The sequence below is a fragment of the Companilactobacillus tucceti DSM 20183 genome (genome assembly GCF_001434665.1).
GTDB classification, from domain to species: Bacteria; Bacillota; Bacilli; order Lactobacillales; family Lactobacillaceae; genus Companilactobacillus; species Companilactobacillus tucceti.
Window position 1 is genome coordinate 1 of the sequence record NZ_AZDG01000025.1, and the last position, 19216, is coordinate 19216.

A 19216-nucleotide genomic window follows, 5' to 3' on the forward strand; every position below is an offset into this window, starting at 1 on the left:
ATAATCATCAGATGAATTATTGTATTTCATCTGACAACCATAAAGGGATTATCGCATGTTATAAAATAGATTTTTTCATTTTTTTTCAATTTAGGATAGAAATCATTATTAATATTGTAGATTTTATTAAGATGTCTTAAAGTAACAAAAAAATTACAATTTTTTTTAACTTCTAATAGAATCCTGAGTATGATGAGTGGATCAATATTTAACAGGAATTCATCATAATGATTTATATTAAATATATTAAGCTTTTCCGATACATCCCAAGGAATTTCGCTATGATCAAGATATTGAGGATTATCATCTTCCGAATAATTATATTTCTCTTTAATATTAATTTTATAGAGAATTTTAACTAAACTCTCAAAATCAATTTTGTCAATTATAGAATTCGAGTAGGAATTAATGTATTCCTCGTACTTTTTTTTAGTATTTTGGAATGTATATCCAAGCATATTTAGACGTTCTTTTACATCAAATCCGATTTTTGAATAACCCATTTTCATTTCATAATTATTATTATCGTATATATATTTTACTAATTTTTTATCACTTGAGGTAAATAAAGGACAATAATTTTCATCGCTCATATACCCTTTGTTAAAATCTATTTCAAAATTACCTATACTAAAAAAAAGATATGAATTTTCATTTTCCACTAAAATCACCTTATTCCATAACGATGTTCAAACCAAACAACTAAACAACTACCAATAACAATAAGTCCGATTGCAGCAGCGTGCCAATACTTATTACGCATAAATATTGCAATATATTCACGAATAATGGCATTTGGTAAGAAGAATCTAGCTGTATGAGCTCCGACACCGTCAGCTTTTAATCCTGCCTGTTTAGCAACCATACCGGCTCGGAAAGTATGGTATCCATTGGTAACAAAGATTGTATTAGGATCACTAGTTTGTTCATCGATAATTTTTTTAGAATAAAGCATATTTTGGTAAGTATTCTTAGATTCGGTTTCGGCGATGCCATTTTCCTTTGGTAAACCTTGTTTCAAAGCATATTCCAACATGGCCGTACCTTCTGGAATAAGCTCATCTCCACCTTGTCCACCTGAAAAAATCATTTTGGCAGCTTTACCTGTTTTTCTTAATTGTTTGTAATAAAATTTCATCCCTCGATCAATTCTTTGAGCAAGTAACGGAGAGACTTGATTACCATTCAATAGTCCAGCACCTAAAACGATAATATAATCTTGATTTAACTTAGGACGATTAAATTGATATAGCACAAGCATGGTCAAATAATTGTAGAACCAAAATATTACATAAAACAAAATGGCATTAGAAATCATAATAACTAAACTGGACCAATGACTAGGTAGTCGATTATTAATTTCGTTAGTAAAGAATGGTAGGACCAATATGGCTATTCCTAGAACTAATGTCAGCATGTTTGCTAATGAATGACTTTCACGTTTCCAAACTATTAAGGCATTCCACAATAATAGTAAGGCTTGTAGGGCAAACAAGAAGGTTATAATTATTAGAAAGATAACAAAGATCCCAACGCTTATTACAATTAATGGATGATTATTTATTCCCAAAATTGTCATGGCTAAAACTGGTAAAAATGTATACAAGAACAATGAAAACCAAATTCCATTACTTAAACGTCTTTTGTCTTTATGGTAAGCAACTGCAAAACAAATCCCAAAGAATATTGGTATTATCCAAGCCCAATAAAGGACCGTTGGAATAGGTACCCAAACTTCCTGATTCATAAAATTTCCCCCAAATTATTTAGTAACTATCTTAACTGTACTACGACCGTCACCAATTTTTTTAATTAATACTTGTTGTCCAATAGTAGCTTTCATTGTTTCAATATGACTGATAACACCGACCATTCTATTTTCGCCGATAGTCTCTAAGGCCGACATAGCTTTGCCCAATGTTTCGTCATCTAAAGAGCCAAATCCTTCATCAATAAATAGCGCATCAATTTTAACACCATTAGCTGATGACTGAACGACTTCACTAAGTGATAGAGCAATTGATAAGGCAGCAATAAAAGTTTCACCACCTGATAAAGTATCAGAAGAGCGCGTCGCACCAGTTTCGTTGTCATAAACATTTATATCTAATCCATGGTCAGTTCGTTTATCTGATCCTTGCTCAGCAATTTCAAAGCTGTAGCGATTATTAGATAGTAGATTTATGAATGTATGATTGGCGTAATCAAGAACTTTTCTTAAATAATTTTGTACGACATATGTTTGAAGCTGTAATTTTTCATCATTGCCATCTTTACCCGTTATAACGTTGTATAACCCGGTTATTTCGGATAATTTCTTATTAAAATCACTTTGATTATCAGTGATTTTTTTGATTTCTAGGTAAGTCGATTGAAAATTATCATAAGTCAATTTCAATTGAACGGCTTTATTGACGGCAGCCTTATTGAGCTCTTTTTGATTATTCAAATTTTCTGTTAAATGATCAATATCTGGTATTTTCAAGTCTTTCAATTGTTCACTTATCGTCTTGATATCTCTATCCAAAAGTTCTTTTTCTTTATTGTATGAAGAAACTGATTCCTTTAATTGTGAATCAATGTCATCGTTTATTTCTTGGATCCAATCTTTTAATTGAACAGAATCATTAGTTTTAGCATCTTTAGAATTAAGACCATCATCTAGAACTGTCTGTAATTCTTTGATATCAGTGATTTGTTTCTGAATTTGTTCAGTAATATCGGTTGTTTGCGTTTGAATAGAGGATAAAGCCAGCTCACTTGTATGAGCTTGATTTTTAGAATCTTCTAATTGCTCTGTATATGTTTTGATGGCTTGTTTTAAAGTTGTTTGTTCAGATGATAATTCTTCACTAGTTTTTTTGTTGTTGGAAACTTGTTTTGATAGTTCTTTTAAATCATTCTCAAAAGTAGTTTGTTTAGATTTAGACTCGGCCAAATTTAATTGGATATCAGAAATAGATTTTTCAGTTTCTTTTAGTGAATCTTTTAGATCGGTTATTTCTTTATTCAATTTTTCTGCATTTTTAAGGGTGTCATTTACCAAAGTTATTTGTTCGTCAAAAGAGTCCTTAATACTATGTAAGTCATATTCTGTTGGTAAATATTTTTTGGATGAGTCGTTTAATAGTTCGTTGTATTTATTAGTTAATGTTTTAGTTGTAGATTCTAAGTCAGCCTTTTTGGTAGAAATTTCAAGGTTATTCTCGTCAAAGCTATTTTGAGTTGATTTCAAAGATTGTTCAGCGGCTGCGTAATTTTTTTGAGAAGTATCAACTGCTTCAATTGATTTCTTTAGTTCTGCTTCATCTGCTTGCACTGTTTTAACAACATTAGGGTGACTAGTTGAACCGCAGACGACACAAGGTTGTCCTTCTACTAGTTCTTGTTGTAGTTGTGCGATCATCAAAGATTGTCTAGTTCCAATTTTTTCTTGATAATCTTTTTTAGCTACTTCTAAATTATCTTGTTTGATTTTAAGATCAGAAGTTAGTGTAGTGTTTTTCGATTGTAAACTGGTTAATTCTGATTTTAAGTTGTTTTTTGTATTATCAATTGGAGACAATGTATCTATAAAGGCACTTTTTTCATCTATCAATGAATCTTTTTGTTCTTGTAAATCACTTGTATTAACTAATTGCTTTTCTTTTGATTCAATTTCAGTAGTTAATTTAAGTGATATTTGAGTTTGTTCTTTTAGATTTGATTCAATAGAAGTTATTTGTGGATTTATAGTTTCTAATTCTTGATGGATTTTTTCAACACGAGTAACCAGTGGTATTAAATTGGCAAGTTCATCAATACGCTTATTCTTAAGGTCAATATCTGATTGTTGATTGGTTAATTTGTTAAGGTTAAGGACTGCAAGGTCGTAGTCTTTTTTTGTAGATTCTAATTTTTTATCAATATTCTTTTTATTTTTTAAACTTTGTTCTTTTTCCGACTTGGTCTTGTTTAAGTCACGTATAGTGTCTTTAAATTGATCAGCCCAATCTAATTCAGCAATATGTTGTTTTTGTACTTCTATGTTTTCTTTTTTATCAATAATATTTACTTGATATTGTTTCTTTAAGTCCTCTAAATGCTTAAATTTATTTTGAAGTTCTTTAGCATCTTGTAGCTCTTTATCAACTTTATTTAAATTGTTAGCAATTTTATCAGATTCGGCTTGAGCAGATTCAGCTTGAGCTTTTTTTGTATCGACCAACTTTTTCAAAATCACAATTTTTTGATCAGTTGCCTCATGATTTAATTTTTCTAAATCCTCATCGCTCAATTTCATAGAATTGATTTGAGTTTTTAATTCTGTTTCAAAGTCAGTACTTTGTTGTTTTGCGGCATCGTATTTTTCTTTTAGTTTATGGGTAAATGCGGTAAATATTTGTGTACCAAAAATATTTTTTAGAATTGATTCTTTATCACTAGTTTTGGCTTTTAAAAATTCAGAAAAATCATTTTGTGGCAGTAGGATAATTTTTCTGAATTGATCGGCATTTAATTTTAAAATATCAGAAATTTCATTACCAACATCTTTAGGTTTACTAGCAATGCTTTGTGTTTCTGGACCGTCCACTTTATCGACTACCCCTAATGTAGCAGTAGCTTTTCTTATGGTAAGTCCTTTACTCTTGGTCTTTTTCTCCAACACTTGTTCAGGAGTGCGTTCTACTTTGTATAGATTGTTCCCTTGTTCAAAATAGAAAGTAACGCTAGTTTGAGCATTGTTTGGTGCAAACTGACTGCGCATTTCCTTAGCATCACGGTCACTTGTCGTACTTCCAAATAGGGCAAATGTCATAGCATCAAAAATAGTTGATTTACCGGCACCAGTATCACCACCAATTAAAAATATTGGGGCTTCTTCCAGTCGTCTAAAATCAATAATTGAGTGTTCATGTGGCCCAAAATAGTTCATCTCTAAATAAACTGGTTTCAAAATTATTCCCCTCTCAATTCCACAAAAATATTATCAACAAGTGATTTTTGTTCTTTTGATAACTCATCCCCAGTAATGGATTCAAAGAATTGATCAACCACTTCTTCATTACTTAGTTTATTGATATTTTTTGATGAATCAGAATCAGTATTCTTCTTTTCGATATTGTCATAGTCTAGTTCAACTACAGTTCCATAAATTTCCTGCAATTGAGCACGTACATTAGTTGAAACATGTTTAGTTCGGTCAAATTGTTTAATAGTGATCGCAAACCAATCCTTGTTGACTGGTTGTTTAGAATAGAAATCTGGATCAAGTAATGTTTCCCAAGTCTCATTTAAGACAATCAAGTCAGTTCCAGGAAGAATCTCTTTAAAGTCATCGTTATTAGGTTTTTTATTAGTATCAACTATATAAAGACCCTTGTTTGATTTTACTTTAGCTTCTTTAACGTTGAATTTTATGGGACTGCCGCTGTATCGAATATTTTCACTAGGGGAGGCGAATCTAGTGTGTATATGACCCAGCATAACGTAATCAAACTTATCAAACAAAGAAGTATTTAATGTTTCTAGTCCACCGACTTTTGAAGTAGTTTCACTAGTCAATTCAATGTCAGTTGCACTTGGTGATATTGCAAAATGGGTAACCAAAATATGCTTTTTAGCAGGATCGAATTTTTGGTAAATATCCTTTAAAACTAATGACATTGCGTCGCCAATAGTTTTAATATTTTTAACATCCTCTTCAGACATACCCATTTTTTGATAGTAAACACGAGCGTCCATGGGATCAAAGAAAGGTAATAAAAACAACTGTGCATCTGGAGTTTCCACTGGTGTAAAGGATTCATCTAACAATGTATTAATATAAAAATTATTAAATTCCATCCAGTCACGACCGTAATTTAGTCGTTTAGCCCCATCATGGTTTCCAGAAATTGCATAGATAGGAAGTTTATTATCAATATTAAGTTCTTTGAACATTTCGTTTAATGTAGTAATTGCGTCTGTACTAGGAATTGCACGGTCGTAAAGATCACCGGCAACTACGATTCCGTCAACGTTTTCATCTTTTGCTATTTTTAAAATTTGTTTGAAGGCATATTTTTGTTCATCTAGTAATGAGTATCCATTTAGAGTACGACCAATATGCCAATCAGCAGTGTGTAGAAGTTTCATATGTGTTCCTCCCAATCTAGTTAATTGTAGCAAAAAAAGAGTGCAATGAAACACGGTCAGCTTTCGAGCATTAAGGCAAACAACCCCATCAATCCAAGAGGATTAATGGGGTTGTTCGTCTTAAGCGGAAAAAGCTGTGTATCATTGCACATTTAAGCCGCGTACTTAAACAGCAACTTTCTTTAAAGCATCTTGAACTGCTTCTTTAATAGCAGTGCTAGAAACAGAAGCTCCAGAGACTGCATCAACATTAGTCGAGTTTGCTTCAAATATTTCTTGTGGCAACATTCTAATTGCTTTAACACCGTAGTCTTCTGATTCGCTTTGTTTTAGAATTTCTACATTTTGAATGTCTGAACCGTCCATCGTAACTCTAACGACGATTTCATTACCCATACCAGAATTTGATCTTCCTATATATTGATTAGGTCCAGCGTCGAAATTTTCTTGGCTAGAAGTTTCTATACCTGTATGTTTACTGGCAGATGAAATGGCATCAACGGAATTTGTTTTTTCTTTAGCAGCATTTTCGCCGGCTATTTTACCAATTATCAGATCTTCAGCGAGATTGCTTCCACCGTTATACTTGCGTCCCATCAAACTTCCTAATTCACCAGCAGCGTATAGATGAGGGATTACTTGGTCATCAGTATCGATTACTTCAGCATCGGAATTGTGAACAGGTCCACCGACGGTATTTAACAATCCTTGCACAAAAGCTAAAGCATAATATGGTCCATTATCAAATCCTGTTAAAGTCTTTGAATCCCTATTAAAGGCAAAATCACGTTTCTCTTGGGCAAACTTATTGAAGTCTTCTACTGTTTCTTCTAGTTTATTAATACTTACATGGATTTTATCGGCAAGTTCCTTTAATGTGTCTGCCTTAATAACTTCTTTTAGAAATTCAGGATAAGGTGAGTTTTTATCGTTGTTTAGTTCATTAAATTTTTTAGAGTCAAAAATTACAAATGGATGCAATTGAGCATTCGGAACTCTCCATTGTCCGTGATCGTTAATATGTCCATGTCTGTGGATTTCATTTTCATCAAAGTAACGGGTACCATCATCTCCAACAACAAATACACTACCACTATGTAGTGCAGGCCAGTCAAATGGTAAAAATTGAGCTCTTTTGCCTTTTGTTGGTTTAGGAGTTAATCCATGGAAAATACCATATGATTCGTAATTTGCCATGTTGAATAATTTAGCGCCAACATCTTGAGCCATTTTGACACCAGCACCTTGATTATAGAGTGATCCAATAGGATGAAGACTAGTCTCTCCTAGGTACGTTTCTACCATTTCGGGATTGTTTTCAAATCCACCAGTTGCTAGAACGATACCGTTATTCACTTTAATATCAAGTAATTGACCATTTTGTTCAATTTGAACACCAATAATTGTTTTACTATCGTAATCTTGAATCAAATGCTTAGCTGGAGTCTCATATAGAACATCAATTTTGTCGCTTCGGTCAGTAACTTGTTTGCGTAAATTCTTCCATAAAGCAGCATCAGCAACACCTTCGTGAACAGTAACAAGTTCGTGAGTATCACAGCCATTTAATTCAGGATATTCGTGAGCCATAAAATAAAGTGCTTTGGAGACTGGGGAATCTGGATGTTGTCCCATTACAAAAGGTTTGACGTCCAAATACTTTTCTAGATATTCAGGGATCTTGTATAATCCTTCAACATATTTATTCATCAATTTTTTATCGTAAGAAAGTGGGTAAGCTAACTCTTTGTAATATTCTTTCAAGTCGTCAAGATCGTCACCAGAAGCGATAACTTGACCTGCGTAACGAGTATTGCCACCCTCATGTCCCTCAGGAGCGGAATCAACTATTAAAACTTTGGCACCATTGTCCGCCGCAAATCGAGCAGCGGTTGCACCAGCACCACCGAATCCTAAAACAGCTACATCATAAGTTGCATCCCAACCGGTATATCTATTTTTGAACATATTTCTCACTCCTTAATTGTATTCATATACATCCATTGTAATTCTATTCAATAGCTATGTGAACGCTTACTAAGAACAAATTAAATGTTTCACAATGCATCTATTTTGGGTTATTATGATCATATTAAATAAATTGGAGGGTTATGAATGACAAATTATAAATTTTTGGAACCGTACACTTTTGAGAAAAAAGGAATTACAGTTAAAAATAGAATCGTAATACCACCAATGACTGAAATGATGAGCTTTTCAAATGGTGAAGTTACACGAGACGAGCTTAGATATTATAGAATTCATACTGGTGGTGCAGGAATGTTTATTACTGCTGTTGCCAATGTTAATGATGAGGGTAAAGGATTTGAGGGTGAATTGAGTGCTGCGGATGACAAATTCATTCCTAGTTTGGCAAGTTTAGCAGATGCAATTCATAAAAATGGTACCAAGGCTATTTTGCAGATTTTTAGTGCCGGACGTATGACGTTTACATCAGTTCTCCGTGGCAAACAACCAGTTAGTGCTAGTGCTGTCAAAGCTTTACGTAATAATTCTGAGGAACCTAGAGCTTTAACGGAAGAAGAAGTTGAACAAACTATCAAAGACTTTGGCGCAGCAACTAAACGTGCAATTTTAGCCGGATTTGATGGAGTTGAAATTCACGGTGCTAATACTTATTTGATTCAACAATTCTTCTCACCACACAGTAATCGTCGTGATGATAAGTGGGGTGGCAGTCTTGAAAAGAGAATGGCATTTCCATTTGCTGTGATTGATGAAGCACAAAAGGCAATTGATAAATATGCCAAGAAACCATTTATTATGGGCTATCGTCTATCACCTGAGGAAGTAGAAAAACCAGGTATTACAATAGAAGATACTTTGGCATTTGTTGATGCGATCAAGAATAAACCAATTGATTATTTACATGTTTCAATGGGTGATGTATGGCGTAAATCACTCAATGATTCGTCAATCGATAAACCATTGAATTTAATGATCAAGGAACATTTAGGACAAGATATTCCATTGATTGGTGTTGGTGATATTCAATCACCAGCAGACGCTGAAAAGGTTATGGATAATGGTATTGAATTTGCTGCCATTGGTCGTGAAAGTCTTCGTGAACCAAACTGGGTAGAAAAAGTTGAATCAGGCGACGAAAACGCTATTCGTTATACACTATCATTGTCAGATCATGACGCATTAGGACTTTCAGGAACATTCTGGGAATTCTTGTTAGCATCGTTTAGACCAGGACTACAAATTAGTAGTGACAAACAAACAGACCGTTCATTGTTCAATAACGCTTTGGATGGAATATTTGCTGGAGCTAAGTAAATTATTTAATGGTTTTATAGAAGTTTGGTAAATAAAAAAAGATCTTCCATGTTTAATAATATAAACGTGGAAGATCTTTTTGGTTTAAGTAAATAAGCTGGAGATTTAGAGTAATGGAATCAGTTGCGAGTGTGGAGTTGAACGGCGATTTTTTGTTCTTACTCCACGGGCAATTCTAAAATTTGCAAGTTTTGTGCAAAGTTTAGAATTGAGGTCTCAGACCTTGGCTGAGACAGTCCCACGCAACAGGTGGAATTACTCTAAATCGGAAGCACAGAAAATTATAGAATTTGGATATGGTTTTCGTAACATTTGTCGATCATATCTTGTGGCCAAACACTAGCTTGAACTTCACCAACATGAGCTTTACCAAGTAGCAACATACATAGACGTGATTGTCCGATACCACCACCAATAGTATATGGCAATTCACCATTTTCAAGCATTTGGTGATATGGAAGTTTGAGACGGTCTTCAGCACCAGCTTCTTTCAATTGTTCTTTCATTGATTCTTCACTGACACGAATACCCATACTTGAAATTTCCAAAGCCATTTGTAAAGGCTCATACCAGAATAAAATATCACCGTTTAATTTCCAATCGTCATAATCAGGGGCACGACCGTCGTGACGCTTACCTGATTTCATCTTTCCACCAATTTGCATTAGGAATACACAACCAAGTTCTTTAGTGATGGCATTTTCACGTTCCTTAGGTGTCATATCTGGGAATCTATCTTCAAGTTCTTGTGTTGTAACGAAGTGAATTTCGTCTGGTAGGTGATAAACTGCTTCAGGGAATTTATACCAAACTTCGTGTTCCATATGTTTGATAACTTTAAAAATTGTTTTAACAGTTTCTTTAAGTGTCTTAGTATTTCTTTCGTCTTTAGCGATAACTTTTTCCCAGTCCCATTGGTCAACGTAGATTGAGTGAATATTATCAAGATCTTCATCTTTTCTGATGGCGTTCATATTTGTATAGAGACCAGTATGCATTGAGAAACCGTAGCGTTTTAGAGCAACACGTTTCCATTTAGCTAATGAGTGTACGATTTCAATTGTTTGGTCAGGGATATCTTTCATAGTAAATGAAACAGGAGTTTCAACACCATTCAAGTTATCATTTAGACCAGTGGATTTTTCAACGAACATTGGAGCTGATAAACGTGATAGATTTAATTCCTTACCGAATTCTTCTTGAAAAGTTTCACGAATATAACGAATTGCTTTTTGTGTTTCGATGATTGATAATTTTGGATCGTATGATTCTGGAATTGTTAAATGCATAGGTAGGTCTCCTTCATTTTTTAAATTTGTTCGATAAAAGACAGGCAACAAAAAAAGTCTTTCATCCCTAATAAAAGGGACGAAAGACTTTCGCGGTACCACCCAAGTTGCTTATCAAAAATAAGCCACCTCAATAAGAGTACAAAACAACTATACTCTGCCGATGGTAACGTATCGGTTACGTCTAAACCTACTTTGGCAAAGCCATTTCAGCTAGAAACATAAGAAAGGGTTATTCAGTAAATTCAATGTCTCTTGGGTTCTCACCATCCCCAATTCACTGTCGATTTGAATAAACTTACTCTTCTTTCTTGTCGTCTTTATCTTGTGACATTTATACTAGCATTAATTTTTGAAATGTAAATAGTTATTTTAAAATAAAGTTCAGAAGATTAAATTATTGTTAGAAAGTTATATAGTAATTTTAATCCGTAAGCAATTATTATAATCCCGCAAATTATGTTTATGTAGCGTAATACTTTGGTGTTAAACAAGTTACTGAACATAGAAATAATTAAAGTTAGACTAGTGAACCAGATTAGAGAAGCAGAGGCGACACCAGTAATAAACGGGGTCGAACTAGTTGCAGGCAAAGTTGCATTGAAAGCACCAAGCATCATAGTTCCATCAATAATTGCCTGAGGATTGGCCCAAGTTACGACAAAAGCACTCGTAGTAGTTTTCTTTATAGAAATTGGTGAGGTTGAGTTCTTAATATTAGATTTATTTGGTCGGAGTAATCCGATCCCAATGTAAATAACTATTAGACTTCCGAAAAGTAAAATTGCTAATTGTAGCCATTTATAATGTTTCATTACTGCTCCGATTCCAAAGAAGCAACTAATAGATAAAGTAATATCAAAAAATATGACAATCGCTGCTGTTAATAAGGCACGACGTCTCGAGTGTGTCAAAGCTGAATCGATCACGAAAAGATTTTGCATTCCAATAGGTGCCACATAGGCCAGTCCCATAGTTAATCCTTGAAGAAAAAAATTCATTTAAATTTGCTCCTTGCCAACCAAGTTATATATGATTAAAGTTAAATCATCTTTACTTGAAGATTATATGGCCAATGTTGATCAAAGTAACCAGCCAAAAATCAAATCATGACCCAACCAAAAGGACGATGAATATGAAAAGAATCTCATCTCTAAAAATAAATTGGCAACCAAATAAAGAAAGTAAAATCCCAATATATAAGCAAATAGTTCAATTCGTCTGTAATAAAGTAGCAAACGGTGAGTGGATGGTTGGGGATGTTTTACCATCCCAAAGGATTCTTGCAGAATTATTTGAAGTCAATCGCAGTACGATCGTAACTGCAATCGATGAATTAACATCTTATGGAATTGTCTCAGGAAGATTCGGGGCAGGAACACAGATCATAAGTAATACATGGTCGTTATTTTTGCCAAATATTTCTAATTGGAATAATCATTTAATGTCAGGTTCTTTTCAAGAAAATAATGTAATGATCCAGGCAATCAACAAACTAGAATTTGAACCTGATGTAGTTAGAATTGGTACAGGTGAAATTGATCCCAGACTATTTTCTGAAAATATTTGGAAAGATATTTTGCAAAAAGTAGGTTCAAAGATTCATTCTTTAGGTTATACAGAGAATTTAGGCTTACCAGAGTTGAGAATGGCAATAGCAGAACACCTTAAAAAGACAGGCTTATGTGCTAAACCAGAAAACATTTTAATAACATCTGGTTCACTACAAGCATTACAGTTGATTGCCGAAAGTTTATTGCAGAAAAATAGTAATGTTTATACTGAAGCTCCGAGTTATTTAAAATCTTTACAAATGTTTCAATCGGCAGGGATGAATCTTAAAGGCATACCAATGGATTCAAAAGGGATTGAGTATTGGAAATTATCCACAAGTGGAAAACTAAATAATAGTATTTTATACACAATTCCAACTAATCAAAATCCAACTGGGATAACAATGACAAAAGATCGTCGAGAAAAATTAATGAGTTATTGTATAGAAAACAGGTTACCTATTATCGAAGATGGTGCATATCAAGAACTCTGTTACGACAATGATGCGCCAAAGACTTTAAAGGCTATGGATGATAATGAAATGGTAATTTATTTGGGAACTGCTTCTAAAACATTGGCACCTGGATTAAGGATAGGTTGGGTAGTTGCTTCTGAACCGATTGTTCAAAGATTAGGTGATGTTAAGATGCAGGTCGATTATGGAGCAAGTTCATTATCTCAATGGGCGATGACTGAGTTTTTGAATAGTGGTTTATACGATAGATACTTAAAAAATTTAAAAAATGAATTAAAAAATCGTCGTGATAATGCGCTTAAAGTTCTAGAAGAAAATTTTTCTGATTTAGCCAATTGGAATAATCCTAGCGGTGGATTTTATATTTGGTTAACTTTTAAAAAGAATATAAAAATTGAAAAGTTATTTGAAGAAGCTATTAAAGAGAGGATCTTACTAAACCCCGGTGATATATATGACTTCAAAGAAAATCACTCTTTGAGACTGTCATTTGCGTATGTAAATAGTTTCGAGTTTGAACAAGCAATAAAAAAATTGGTCCAAATAGTCAAAAAAATCATTCCTATGTAGTTTACATAAGAATGATTTTTTAGTAGATATTCTTTAATCCATCAATATCGCCTTCTGAAAGTTGAGTTACGTTTTGATTAGATGGATACATGACTGAATTCATATCGTCACTGTGATCTAAGCCTAAAGCATGACCAACTTCATGCATCGCTACAGAAGTTGTAACGGATTCGGAATAGTTTAAATTGATTGATGCAGTGGCATGGTTGATTGCATGCTTAGTTGCATCATTAGTATTATAAATTAATTTTGGACCGCCATTTCCTAATTCGACTGAAGTGGTATTTGCTCCTTCGTCTTTATAATAAATCGAAAAGGTGATTCGATTTTGTTTAGAAGTACCTTCACCAGCAACTAAATTTACTAAGCCAGTGTCGTTATAAGCACTAATTGCGTTTTCAAATACCTGTCTAACTGCCGTGGGGGTCTTTTTTGTAAAATGATAATAATAAGTATTATCAACAGAAAACCCATCCATAATCGATAAAATGGGAGTTTGGCCCGTTGAAGTAGTTTGACTTTTTGAAGCAGTTTTTGTGTTATTAGACGTTGTCTGGCTTGGCTGTTTAGTTTGAATAAGATTGTTTACTTTAGATTGCAAATACGTAGTAGTAGTACTTACTTTACTAGTGATTTCTGTCTTAATATTGTTGGAATAATTACTATCAGATTCGTTTATTACAATACCACCAATTACGACAGCTAACCCGAGTAATGCGATACTTCTATTCATATAAAACTTCTTTCTTCTTTAGAGTTAATTTAGTTTACAATCAAAACGGCGTGATGTCCATCATTATTATTTAAATATTTGGTAAGGATAAATGAGTGCAGGAGTATAATTTAGAAGCATTAATTTTAAATAAATAAGGATGTGCTTTTATGCAACAAAGTCGAGTACGACAATTGATTATTTCATTAATGGTCTATTTTATTTCCGCAGAGTTCTTGTATTCTTGGTTACGTCCCTTTATGTCACAAAACATAACAAGCGATATTGTTGTTCTACTAGAATATTTATCTTGTGCTATAGCGCTCTTTGCATTGACCGATTCTATAATAATTGACCTTGATGCCATTAGTAAGAATAGAAAGAAGCTTTGGTTGATACCTTTATTTGTGGTTTTAGATTTTTGCTTACAAATTATTTTACAAAATATTTTTACCATTCAATCAGGTAATCAAGGACATGTCGAGAATGTATTGCAAAATAATACTCATCTTTTAGGCCTTATTCTTATGTTCATCATGATCGTGATAGTTGGCCCGATCATGGAAGAAATTATTTTCCAGTATTTATTCCAAAAAGTAATTTTTAAAGGCTTACTGAAACGATTAAAACTCGGAAAAAGGGCTGTAAGTATCCTGGCAATCATTTTGTCAACAATGATTTTCATGTTGTATCATGTGACGAGTATGTCTGACTTTTCGAATTTAGCTATTTTCACTTATAGTGATTTGATTTTATTTGCAATCATTTATGAAATAACAGATGACAATTTGATTTACCCGATCGTTGTTCATAGCTTGGGTAATTTAGTTGGTTTTATATTAGTTTTGTTTTGATAATATCTAATAAAAAAATGTCGTTATAAGAAGTTTTTCTTCTTGTAACGACATTTTTATTTGGGAAGTTCAATTCCAGCTTCGTTTAGAGCTACTAAATATTTTCTTAATAATAGGTTTTTGACTGCATATTGAGACCCAGGTTTAGTGAATGCATTAATTTGTAGAACAATCGTTCCATCATTTAAATTAGAGAATCCTAGTACAGTCGGTGCCTTAGTTATTTGAAGACTTTTAATGTTTAGTTCTGCGTTGACTTCTCTAATGACTTTTTTTATTTCCTCAAAGGGAGAATTACTGTAAACGGGGATATCAATCAAAGCCTGCATATCATTGCGCGATTTATTACTAACAACAGTTATATTTCGATTTGGAATGAAGTTAAGTGTTCCATCGAAACTTTTAATTTGAGTAGTTCTTATTCCAACATAAGTTACTGTACCTTCGATGTCATTAACTTTAATCAAGTCACCGACACTTATTTGTTGTTCTAATAAAATAAAGAATCCATTTACCATGTCAGATACGAATCCCTGAGCACCAAGACCAATAGCTAAACTGAATATTCCGGCACCAGCAATTAATGTTCCAACTGGAATACCTATCGCTGATAGTAGAGCATAGATCCAAAAGAATAACAAAACGTATCGGAAAATATTTAAGACGATCGTGTAAATAGTATCAATTTTATTTTGTGGGATAGGATTTTTGCGGATTCTTAAATTACTTTTGAAGATATGACGAATTACTTTTTTACCTATCCAATTTATTAAAAGTAATACAACTGTAAGTAATATCAACTGCGTTATAACGGATAAAACGTGTTGTGCTAAATCTTCCCAGTTAACTTTGAAGAGAATATTTTTGAAAAAAGTATTTAATGAATTCAAATTGTTTTGATCCTTTCTGGTAAGTCAGAATTTATTATAATAGAATGAGATTGTGAATGATATTACTAATTAAGGAGTGGATATTATGTCAGAGCCAGAATTTAAAGAAGGATACGTAAATTTTAAGACTGGAAGATTGTCATTAAAGGAAATTCAACAAATTTTTAATACATTACCATTTGAAGTCGATTTTATTGATCAAACAGATCATTTCCGTTATTTTTCAGACAAAAAGAACCGAGTTCATGAACGTTCAGTCGATGTTTTAGGAGAAACTGTTGAGGAGTGTCATCCTGCTAAAGTATTGCCATTTGTTAAAAAAGTGATTGATTCATTTAAAGATGGACAAGAAGATCAGTATGAAATGTGCATGCCACTGCATGGAAAACTAGTTTATATTCAATATTTTGCTATTCGTGACGAAGACAAGAATTACTTAGGTACGATGGAGTTTACAGGAGATATCAGTCATATTAAAGAACTCGTTTCTGATAGTCCTGATGCTACAACTGGTGCCTCAAAACATGATGATATCAAGAAACCAGTTCCCGATGCAATGACAGGTGCCTCAAAACACGATGATAAATAATTTGTCGTATAAAAAAAATCAAAAGAGTATCTATGCTTTAGGGACAGAAATTAATCTAACGACTTTTGGAACTAGAGATGATCTAGCAATTGATCGTGCGGTAGATTTGATTGAGTCGTTTGAGAACCTGTTTACGGTGAATCGGACCCATTCTGAGGTTATGGATATAAATTATGCTGCTGGTAAAAATCCAGTTCAAGTAAGTCCAGCAACTTACTTTTTGATTAAAAAGGCTGTTAAGTATAGTCGGGAACAATTTGGATTTAATGTTTCTATAGGTCCACTCGTGAAACTATGGAAAATCGGTTTTGATGGTGCTAATAAACCTAAAAATGAAGATATAAAAGCAAAAATCAAACTAATAGATCCAATACAAATACAGTTAGATGATAGAAATTTGACCGTTTTTTTAAAGCATCCTGGAATGGAATTGGATTTAGGTGGAATAGCTAAGGGCTATATTGCAGATCGTATTAGAGATCTTTGGAGAGCATTTGGAATAAAAAATGGAATTATCGATCTAGGTGGGAATTTACTTTTTGTTGGCGACAGTGTTCATGATGACAAGAAATGGATCATCGGAATTCAAAGTCCAATAAATAATAGAGGCATATCCTTAGGAAATGTTAAAATGCCTGCTTGCTCTGCGGTCACTACTGGTATTTATGAACGATTTTTAGAAATAGATGGCAAAAAATATCATCATATTATCGATCCGAGAACAGGTTATCCACTACAGACTGACCTTGCCAGTGTGACGGTCTTTACTAGAGATTCAATTATTGGTGAAATTGAGGCTAAACGGTTATTCTTTTCTGGAAATACCAAGGTAAAACTTACTAATGAATTATATGGAGCCGTATTTGTGTACCAAGATGGTTCATATAAGTCGATTGGCACAAAAATGATTTGACCTACAATTATTTTCAATGGAATAATTGTATTGAGAAGGGAATGACCACCAATGAATAAAAGTGAAGAAAATGTTCGTTTGATGATGGATCAGATTAGTGCCGCATATTCTGATGAGTCAGTCAAGGACTTACCAAATGTTAAATCAATGCTATTAAAATATGCAACGCAACTTAATAAAGATAGTTATTGTGATTTAATAGCTACAAAATTATGTAAGGAAATATCACTATATTATTTCCAAAATAAAGAGACTTTTCCTAAAGCTCTAATTACTTTATATGGGCAATTAAAGCCTAAAGCAGTTCGATATGATGCTGAAGCCGTAGCATCATTCATGCTTCCTGTTTGGTTTTAATTAAATCTGTTTAATGAGTGGATTTGTATATTATTAGTTCTCCAATATTTTAAATATTGATATAATTAAAATACGATTATTTTTGGAAATAGACTGAAAAGAGGAAAACTATGTATCCACAATTAGATTTAGATAATGCTACAGGTACTAAAGTTACAATTAAGACTAATCATGGCGATATTAAGATCCAACTTTTTGACGAACTTGTTCCTAAGACCGTTAAAAACTTTGTTGAATTAGCCAAAAAAGATTACTACAAAGGTGTAATTTTCCATCGTGTGATTCCTGACTTTATGATTCAAGGTGGAGACCCTACTGGGACTGGAATGGGCGGAGAAAGTATTTATGGCCAAGCCTTTGAAGATGAATTTTCCGATCAACTTTATAATTTAGACGGTGCTTTATCAATGGCTAACTCAGGTCCAAATACTAATGGTAGCCAATTCTTTATCGTTTCAAATCAAAACTTACCAAAGCGCATGCTTAAACAAATGGCACCCGCCGGCTATCCAGAGGAAATTATTGCCGCTTATAAAAACGGTGGAACCCCTTGGTTAGATCACAGACATACCGTGTTTGGACAAGTAATAGATGGTATGGACGTCGTTAGAGAAATTGCACGTGCTAAACGTGACCGTAATGATAAACCGCAAGAAGATATCGTTATGGAAGCCGTTGAAGTATGTTAGAGCGCAGCTAAACACGTTCAGCTTTCGAGCATTAAAGTAAAATTGACCCAGCAACCTGAAGGTTGCTGGGTCAATTTTATTTTAAGCGGAAAAAGTTGTGTTTAGCTGCGCGTTTCGGCTGCATATCAAGGAAAAACAAAAGGAGAAAACCAAACTAAATTATCTATGTAGAAATGTTAAGCAAAAAAAGCTGTGTTTAGCTGCGCGTTTCAGCTGCACATCATGTTTATAGCGGTTTTAAGCAAAAAAGCCATGTCTATCTGTCACCTATTTACGAAGAATATTCTCCATTTTTTTACCCTTAGCCACTTCATCAACCAATTTATCCATATAACGAATCTTTTGCATCAGCGGATCTTCAATTTCTTCAACTCTAACCCCACAAATAACACCTTTAATAAGTTTTGCATTTTCATTCATGTGAGGTGCGTTGTCAAAGAAATCTTTAAGTGTCGTTTCTTGGTCTATTTGTTGTTGCATAGAGTCCTTGTCATAGCCTGTGAGCCAATAAATAACTTTATTTAAGTCATTAATGTCTCTTTCTTTTCTCTCGATTTTTTGGACATACATGGGATAGATACTGCTGAAAGTCATTTTAAAAATTTTATCGTTTGTCATATATTTATCCTCTAAAATTAGTTAATTACAGTATAAAGGAATCACGTATTTTAGAGTATAGAATTAATTCAATAAACTAGACAAAATAGTCAAATACATGTCAATATATGTATAAACAGCTTTGAATTTTTGATGCTATTTTAAAAATTGATTTAGGAAAATAAATGTATGGGTTTTCAATTATTATATTGATATTTAAATCATAAATTTTCTTAAAATAAAATAGCTTATCCTTAAAAGATGCTTGGATAAGTATGACGAATCGTCTATCATTAATTTGTGAAAT

17 protein-coding genes and 1 other annotated feature are annotated in these 19216 nt (G+C 33.2%); of the genes, 7 read left to right on the forward strand and 10 right to left on the reverse strand.

Annotated elements, in window-relative coordinates:
• Nucleotides 1–26: 26 nt before the first annotated feature.
• The 5 genes from FC72_RS09585 to FC72_RS09605 form a co-directional block, all read right to left on the reverse strand.
• Nucleotides 27–662 (reverse strand): HEPN/Toprim-associated domain-containing protein, encoded by a 636-nt coding sequence (locus FC72_RS09585; RefSeq protein ID WP_057767180.1) that lies wholly within the window; start codon nt 660–662, stop codon nt 27–29.
• A 5-nt stretch (nt 663–667) separates the two neighbouring features.
• Nucleotides 668–1747, reverse strand: coding sequence for a YdcF family protein (locus FC72_RS09590; RefSeq protein ID WP_057767181.1), 1080 nt, complete (start codon nt 1745–1747; stop codon nt 668–670).
• A 15-nt stretch (nt 1748–1762) separates the two neighbouring features.
• On the reverse strand, nt 1763–4936 hold the full coding sequence (locus FC72_RS09595; RefSeq protein WP_057767184.1) for an SbcC/MukB-like Walker B domain-containing protein: 3174 nt from the start codon (nt 4934–4936) through the stop codon (nt 1763–1765).
• A gap of 2 nt (nt 4937–4938) precedes the next feature.
• On the reverse strand, nt 4939–6117 hold the full coding sequence (locus FC72_RS09600) for an exonuclease SbcCD subunit D (protein WP_057767186.1): 1179 nt from the start codon (nt 6115–6117) through the stop codon (nt 4939–4941).
• Nucleotides 6118–6282: 165 nt separating this feature from the next.
• Nucleotides 6283–8085 (reverse strand): FAD-binding protein, encoded by a 1803-nt coding sequence (locus tag FC72_RS09605; protein WP_057767188.1) that lies wholly within the window; start codon nt 8083–8085, stop codon nt 6283–6285.
• A 147-nt stretch (nt 8086–8232) separates the two neighbouring features.
• Here FC72_RS09605 and FC72_RS09610 point away from each other — a divergent pair, with 147 nt between their 5' ends.
• Complete coding sequence (locus tag FC72_RS09610; RefSeq protein WP_057767190.1) at nt 8233–9420, forward strand: NADH-dependent flavin oxidoreductase; 1188 nt, start codon at nt 8233–8235, stop codon at nt 9418–9420.
• A gap of 281 nt (nt 9421–9701) precedes the next feature.
• Here FC72_RS09610 and asnA read toward each other — a convergent pair whose 3' ends face one another.
• Together asnA and FC72_RS09620 are read right to left on the reverse strand one after the other, a co-directional pair.
• Nucleotides 9702–10709: an aspartate--ammonia ligase gene (asnA, locus tag FC72_RS09615; RefSeq protein WP_057767192.1), complete on the reverse strand. Its 1008-nt coding sequence runs from the start codon at nt 10707–10709 to the stop codon at nt 9702–9704.
• Between the two features lie 72 nt (nt 10710–10781).
• Nucleotides 10782–11033 (reverse strand) — a binding site (T-box leader).
• A gap of 68 nt (nt 11034–11101) precedes the next feature.
• Nucleotides 11102–11710 (reverse strand): LysE/ArgO family amino acid transporter, encoded by a 609-nt coding sequence (locus FC72_RS09620; RefSeq protein ID WP_057767194.1) that lies wholly within the window; start codon nt 11708–11710, stop codon nt 11102–11104.
• Nucleotides 11711–11844: 134 nt separating this feature from the next.
• On the opposite strand from FC72_RS09620, the gene FC72_RS09625 reads away from it, so the two are divergent.
• Complete coding sequence (locus FC72_RS09625; RefSeq protein WP_057767196.1) at nt 11845–13308, forward strand: aminotransferase-like domain-containing protein; 1464 nt, start codon at nt 11845–11847, stop codon at nt 13306–13308.
• 19 nt (nt 13309–13327) lie between these two features.
• Here the strand turns inward: FC72_RS09625 and FC72_RS09630 are convergent, their stop codons facing one another.
• The gene (locus tag FC72_RS09630) at nt 13328–14041 is read right to left on the reverse strand and encodes a M57 family metalloprotease (RefSeq protein WP_057767198.1); all 714 of its coding nucleotides are present in this window, start codon (nt 14039–14041) and stop codon (nt 13328–13330) included.
• A 149-nt stretch (nt 14042–14190) separates the two neighbouring features.
• On the opposite strand from FC72_RS09630, the gene FC72_RS09635 reads away from it, so the two are divergent.
• Nucleotides 14191–14874, forward strand: a complete 684-nt coding sequence (locus tag FC72_RS09635; protein WP_057767200.1) for a CPBP family intramembrane glutamic endopeptidase — start codon at nt 14191–14193, stop codon at nt 14872–14874.
• 56 nt (nt 14875–14930) lie between these two features.
• Here FC72_RS09635 and FC72_RS09640 read toward each other — a convergent pair whose 3' ends face one another.
• Entirely contained in the window at nt 14931–15764 is an 834-nt protein-coding gene (locus tag FC72_RS09640; RefSeq protein ID WP_057767203.1) for a mechanosensitive ion channel family protein, read from the reverse strand.
• 85 nt (nt 15765–15849) lie between these two features.
• Here FC72_RS09640 and FC72_RS09645 point away from each other — a divergent pair, with 85 nt between their 5' ends.
• The 4 genes from FC72_RS09645 (at nt 15850) to FC72_RS09660 (ending at nt 18312) form a co-directional block, all read left to right on the forward strand.
• On the forward strand, nt 15850–16353 hold the full coding sequence (locus FC72_RS09645; RefSeq protein ID WP_057767205.1) for a PAS domain-containing protein: 504 nt from the start codon (nt 15850–15852) through the stop codon (nt 16351–16353).
• A complete protein-coding gene (locus FC72_RS09650; protein WP_057767207.1) occupies nt 16343–17266 on the forward strand; it encodes an FAD:protein FMN transferase in 924 nt (307 codons plus the stop codon). The genes FC72_RS09645 and FC72_RS09650 overlap by 11 nt, the downstream gene beginning before the upstream one ends.
• Nucleotides 17267–17317: 51 nt before the next feature.
• Nucleotides 17318–17623, forward strand: coding sequence for a bacteriocin immunity family protein (locus FC72_RS09655; RefSeq protein WP_057767208.1), 306 nt, complete (start codon nt 17318–17320; stop codon nt 17621–17623).
• Between the two features lie 110 nt (nt 17624–17733).
• Nucleotides 17734–18312: a peptidylprolyl isomerase gene (locus FC72_RS09660; RefSeq protein ID WP_057767211.1), complete on the forward strand. Its 579-nt coding sequence runs from the start codon at nt 17734–17736 to the stop codon at nt 18310–18312.
• A 267-nt stretch (nt 18313–18579) separates the two neighbouring features.
• Here FC72_RS09660 and FC72_RS09665 read toward each other — a convergent pair whose 3' ends face one another.
• Nucleotides 18580–18930 (reverse strand): DUF2200 domain-containing protein, encoded by a 351-nt coding sequence (locus FC72_RS09665; protein ID WP_057767213.1) that lies wholly within the window; start codon nt 18928–18930, stop codon nt 18580–18582.
• Between the last annotated feature and the right edge of the window lie 286 nt (nt 18931–19216).

Coding starts and splice junctions, on each gene's coding strand:
- FC72_RS09590 (WP_057767181.1), bottom strand. CDS start 1,747: ATGAATCAGGAAGTTTGGGTACCTATTCCAACGGTCCTTTATTGGGCT.
- FC72_RS09600 (WP_057767186.1), bottom strand. CDS start 6,117: ATGAAACTTCTACACACTGCTGATTGGCATATTGGTCGTACTCTAAAT.
- FC72_RS09605 (WP_057767188.1), bottom strand. CDS start 8,085: ATGTTCAAAAATAGATATACCGGTTGGGATGCAACTTATGATGTAGCT.
- FC72_RS09610 (WP_057767190.1), top strand. CDS start 8,233: ATGACAAATTATAAATTTTTGGAACCGTACACTTTTGAGAAAAAAGGA.
- asnA (WP_057767192.1), bottom strand. CDS start 10,709: ATGCATTTAACAATTCCAGAATCATACGATCCAAAATTATCAATCATC.
- FC72_RS09620 (WP_057767194.1), bottom strand. CDS start 11,710: ATGAATTTTTTTCTTCAAGGATTAACTATGGGACTGGCCTATGTGGCA.
- FC72_RS09625 (WP_057767196.1), top strand. CDS start 11,845: ATGAAAAGAATCTCATCTCTAAAAATAAATTGGCAACCAAATAAAGAA.
- FC72_RS09630 (WP_057767198.1), bottom strand. CDS start 14,041: ATGAATAGAAGTATCGCATTACTCGGGTTAGCTGTCGTAATTGGTGGT.
- FC72_RS09635 (WP_057767200.1), top strand. CDS start 14,191: ATGCAACAAAGTCGAGTACGACAATTGATTATTTCATTAATGGTCTAT.
- FC72_RS09645 (WP_057767205.1), top strand. CDS start 15,850: ATGTCAGAGCCAGAATTTAAAGAAGGATACGTAAATTTTAAGACTGGA.
- FC72_RS09650 (WP_057767207.1), top strand. CDS start 16,343: ATGATAAATAATTTGTCGTATAAAAAAAATCAAAAGAGTATCTATGCT.
- FC72_RS09655 (WP_057767208.1), top strand. CDS start 17,318: ATGAATAAAAGTGAAGAAAATGTTCGTTTGATGATGGATCAGATTAGT.
- FC72_RS09660 (WP_057767211.1), top strand. CDS start 17,734: ATGTATCCACAATTAGATTTAGATAATGCTACAGGTACTAAAGTTACA.
- FC72_RS09665 (WP_057767213.1), bottom strand. CDS start 18,930: ATGACAAACGATAAAATTTTTAAAATGACTTTCAGCAGTATCTATCCC.